The sequence below is a fragment of the Micromonospora phytophila genome (assembly GCF_023656545.1).
Taxonomy (GTDB): Bacteria; Actinomycetota; Actinomycetes; order Mycobacteriales; family Micromonosporaceae; genus Micromonospora; species Micromonospora phytophila.
Genome location: NZ_JAMOKF010000386.1, coordinates 1 through 4,545, shown reverse-complemented (window position 1 = coordinate 4,545; position 4,545 = coordinate 1). Strand labels below are relative to the sequence as shown.

Below are 4,545 nucleotides of genomic sequence, written 5' to 3'. Positions count from 1 at the left end.
GGCGCGCCAGCGACGGACCACGTCCGCCGGGCGTACGGCCGCCGCCCGGTCCCGGGCCACGGCCAGCAGCAGCGTGCGCAGGTCCGCCGGGGCCAGCCCGGCCAGCGCGGCGCGGGCGCCGTCCGGCAGTCGCGCCCACACCCTGCGCTGCGCGTCCTTCATGCCGGGCACTTTGTCGTACGCCCGAGCCCTCGTCCACCGGAAATCCGCGCTCAGGTTCTTCCCGTCCACCGCATCCGTGACCGTCGGCACGGACGAAGACCGGACCAAGGGGCGGACGCGTACCCGGGAGAGTGGCCTCCGGGAGCTGGAAGGCCAGTCTCCGCGGGTCGGCGTGGACCGCGACCCGCGTGACGTCCCTGGAACGTGGTGGCCTCCCCCGAGGGGAGGCCACCACGTCCTCCTCAGGAGAGCGTGCAGGCCGAGCCGTTGACCGTGACCAGGCCGGGCCCGGGATTGGCACCGCCGCCGGTGGTCGCGGTGAAGCCGAAGGTCACCGTGCCGCCCGGATTCACCCGGGCGTTGTACGACTCGTTCTTCGCGGTCACCGTGGCGCCGGACTGGGTCACCTTCGCCGACCAGGCGTGGCCCACCTTTTGGTCGCCGGTGAAGGCGAACCGGGCCGTCCAGCCGTTCAGCGCTGTCGTACCGGTGTTGCGCAGCGTCACCTGGGCGGTGAAGCCGCCGGGCCAGCTGCCGTGGTTGGTGTAGGTGACCGCGCAGGTCGACGCCGGCACCGCCCCGGCGTCACCCTGGTCGGCCAGGAACGAGCCGATCCAGGCCAGCGCCGAGTTCCAGTTGATCGCCACTTCGTTCGTCGCGTACGAGTTGATGTCGTCGACGTAGCAGAACATCGGCTTGCAGCCGGCGAGCAACTGCTGCGCGAACGGGTCCTGCAGGGCGGCGTTCGCGCCACCGGCCAGCGAGCCGGCGGGCGGCTTGGGCAGGGCGGGGTCGAGCTGGTGGCCGAAGATCCGGCTGTGCTGGTTCTCCGCCGCGTGCTCGCCCCACCCGGTCACGTACGAGATGTTCAGCGCGTTGCGGCCGAGGACGTAGTCCATCGCCTGCGTCGCCCCGTCCCGGTACTTCGCGTCCCCGGTCAGGTCGAAGGCGGTGGCCAGCACGACCGCGTTGTTGATGATGTTGCTGTTCGCGCCCCAGAAGTAGCTGTCCTCGTCGCCCGGCATCGGCAGCCCGTACGCCTGTCGGCCCAGCTCGGCGAGGTGGGCGTCGGCGGCGGCGGTGACCGAGGAGCGGATTCGGGCGAGCTCGGCGGCCGGCAGCCCGTTCGGCACGGTGGCCAGGTCGAGCCGGCCCAGCGCGGCGACGCCCTGCCAGCCGAAGCCGCGCGGATCGAAGACGTCCCCGCTGTGGTGCGGCGAGGCGGTCAGGTCGGCCAGGTAGGCCGACGCGCCGGTGGTGAGCCACAGTTCGACGGCCGCCCAGTAGAACTCGTCGGTGACGGTCGAGTCGTCGTACGCGCCGCCGCCGGTGCTGTCGGCCGGGCTCGCGTACCGCGCGGGGTTGGCCCTGGCCGCGGCGTAGGCAGTTTTCGCCGCGGTGGCGCAGCGGGTCGCGAAGGCCGCGTCGTACGGGGCGAAGAGCCGCGCGCACTGCGCGGCGACGGCGGCCAGGTTGAGGGTGGCCGCGGTGGACGGCGGGTGCAGCTCGCGCGGCTGCGGGTCGGCGTGCGGCGCGAGCGGCAGGCCGGTCCAGTTCCGGTCGTGGATCTTGTGGTGGGCCATCCCGGCGAGGGGCTCGCCGGCGGGCACCTGCATCCGCAGCAGGAACTCCAGCTCCCAGCGGGCCTCGTCGAGGACGTCCGGCACGCCGTTGCCCCGCTCGGGCACCCGCAGGGTGCCGTCGCCGAGCGCCGCGCCGCCGGCCGCGGTGGCCGCCGTCCTGGTCCGCTCGAAGGTGTTCAGCAGCTGGTAGGTGGCGATGCCGCCGTTGACCACGTACTTGCCGTGGTCGCCGGCGTCGTACCACCCGCCGCGCACGTCCAGCGAGTAGCCGCAGACGCCCGGCTGGCAGGGCACGGAGGTGTCGCCCTGGTTGGGCGCGACGCCGAGGTGGCCGGCCGGGCGGGCGTACGCGGCGCCGATCAGGTCGCCGTCGATGGCGATGCCGCTGCGCTGGGCGTAGAAGAACTGGAGCGAGTCGGCGCGCAGCCGGTCGTAGAGGGTGCCGGAGACGTCGAACGGGTGGCTGGTCTCCCCGTCGACGACCAGGGTCAGCCCGGCCGCCGGGGTCCGGTAGGTGGAGAAGTCGATGCTGTGCACGTTCTGCCCGGAGGCCGCGTCGGTCCCGCGCGGGGTGCTGGTGCCGCTGGCGACCACCGCGCCGGTGGCCGACCTGAGCTGCCAGGGCAGCGCCTCGGTGGCCTCGGTGACCACGGTGGCGTTCTTCGGCCCGCCCGGCAGGTAGCCGACCTGGTTGACCCGCACCCGCGGCCCGGTGTCCGGCACGTACGGCTCGGGCGGGTCGCCGCCGCGCAGTGAGACGTTGTCCAGGCAGAGGGTCTGTTCGGCGGCGTTCCCGCCGACCTGGAAGATCAGTTGGGCGCTCGGATTTCCGTCGGGCACGGTGAAGGTCTGCTCGACCCGCTGGGCGGTGCCCCCGGCGGTGGCGTCCACACTGGCGTAGGCGGTGTAGGGCGCGCTGCCCAGTTGCAGGACGGCCTTGACCGCGGAGCCGGGGGTGGCGGAGACGTCGAAGCCGAGGGTGTACTCGGCCCCGGCGACCAGCGGCACGCCGTCCTGGCCGATGCCGGCGTCCCAGGGGTTGGCGAGCCCGCCGGGGACGGTGGCGCAGAGCCGGCCGTCGGTGACGCCGAGCGGGCCGGTGCCGTAGGAGAACCAGGGGGAGACGCCGGCGCTGAAGTCGCCGTTGTCGATCTGTTCGGGGGCGTCGGGGGGCGGTGCGGCGTGGGCCGTGCCGGCGGTGGCGCCGGCGAGGACCAGGGTGGTCGCCGCGGCGAGCAATGCGAGGCGGCGTCGGGATGGCGTCACGGGTGTTCCTTCCGGACGTGCTGCGGGACGGGGCAGGGTGGTGGCGGATCTTGGGAGCGCTCCCAGCTCTCGGCTCGATGTTTCCAGTGCCCAGGGCGTCCTGTCAATCGATCCGGCCCGATGAGTCGGCGGGCCCACCGACGACCCTCGACAGTGAGATTCGCCGCGCGACGCGCCGAGGTCCTGATCTCCTAGAGACAACTGCGCCCTCGGCCTGGCAGGCTGCCTCCCATGACCCTGAAGCTACGTTCCGTGGGAACGAGCGACCGTGGGCTGATCCGCAGTGGGAACCAGGACGCCCTGCACGCCGGTACCTGGCTCGTCGCCGTCGCCGACGGCATGGGTGGAATGGCGGCCGGCGACCTGGCCAGCGCGATCGCCATCGACGCGGTCGCTCCGCTGGACGTGGACACCCCGGAGGACGCGCTGGTGGCCGCGCTGCAGAGCGGCATCGAGCTGGCCACCGCGCGGATCCGTCAGGCGGTCGATGAGGATCCGGAGCGGCAGGGCATGGGCACCACCCTCACCGCCCTGCTCTTCGCCCGGACGGGCAGCTGCCTGGCCCTGGCCCACGTCGGCGACTCCCGCGCCTACCTGTTGCGGGAAGGGGTGCTCAAACAGATCACCCGCGACGACACCTTCGTGCAGATGCTCGTCGACCAGGGCGTGATCACCCCCGACCAGGCCAGCAGCCATCCCCGTCGGGCCGTGGTCACCCAGGCGTTGCAGGGCGGCGAGATCTCCCCGACGTACGCGACGATGGTGCCCTGGGCCGGCGACCGCTGGCTGCTGTGCAGCGACGGGCTCTCCAACGTCGTCCGCCCGGACACCCTCGCCGAGGTGCTCACCGGCTACCCGGACCGGGCCGAGTGCGCCCGCAGGCTGATCGACCTGGCGCTGCGGGCCGGCGGCCCGGACAACGTCACCGTGGTCGTCGCCGACGTGGTGCAGGAATAGCCACCGGCCGTACCGCCACGGCCCGTCAGGGGGCCCGGCGGTGGCGGTCAGGGCTCGGCGGCGCGGCGTGGCTCGGCGGCGGTGCGGCGCGATGGGGTGGCGTGGGTCAGCGGCGGCGGGGCGTGGCGTGCCGGGTGGGGGTGGCCCCGGTGGGGTCCTCCGGCCAGGGATGGCGCGGGTAGCGGCCGCGAAGCTCCGCCCGCACCTGCGGATAGCCCGAGCGCCAGAACGATGCCAGGTCGGCGGTCACCGCGACCGGCCGCCCCGCCGGGGAGAGCAGGTGCAGCAGCACCGGCACCCGGCCGTCGGCGATCCGCGGCGCGTCCCGCCAGCCGAAGGTCTCCTGGAGCTTCACCGCGAGCACCGGCGCGGCCGGGTCGGCGTAGTCGACCCGCACGCGGGATCCGCTGGGCACGGCGATCCGCTCCGGGGCCAGCTCGTCCAGCCGACCGGCCAGCGCCCACGGCAGCAGCCGGCGCAGCGCCGTGGCGACGTCGACCCGGGCCAGGTCGGCCCGACGGCGGGCGGCGGCCAGCTCCGGGCCCAGCCAGGCCGGCGCCGCGGCGAGCAGGGCGTC

Annotated in this window: 3 protein-coding genes; 1 reads left to right on the top strand and 2 read right to left on the bottom strand. The window is 74.2% G+C overall.

The window, feature by feature from the left end:
• Window positions 1-404 precede the first annotated feature (404 nt).
• On the bottom strand, window positions 405-3,011 hold the full coding sequence (locus tag NCC78_RS27900) for a glycoside hydrolase family 9 protein (RefSeq protein ID WP_250798229.1): 2,607 nt from the start codon (window positions 3,009-3,011) through the stop codon (window positions 405-407).
• Between the two features lie 231 nt (window positions 3,012-3,242).
• On the opposite strand from NCC78_RS27900, the gene NCC78_RS27895 reads away from it, so the two are divergent.
• Window positions 3,243-3,968, top strand: coding sequence for a PP2C family protein-serine/threonine phosphatase (locus NCC78_RS27895; protein ID WP_250798227.1), 726 nt, complete (start codon window positions 3,243-3,245; stop codon window positions 3,966-3,968).
• A 106-nt stretch (window positions 3,969-4,074) separates the two neighbouring features.
• Here NCC78_RS27895 and NCC78_RS27890 read toward each other — a convergent pair.
• Window positions 4,075-4,545: ATP-dependent helicase C-terminal domain-containing protein (locus tag NCC78_RS27890; protein ID WP_284706360.1), on the bottom strand; the 471-nt coding region annotated here is incomplete at its 5' end.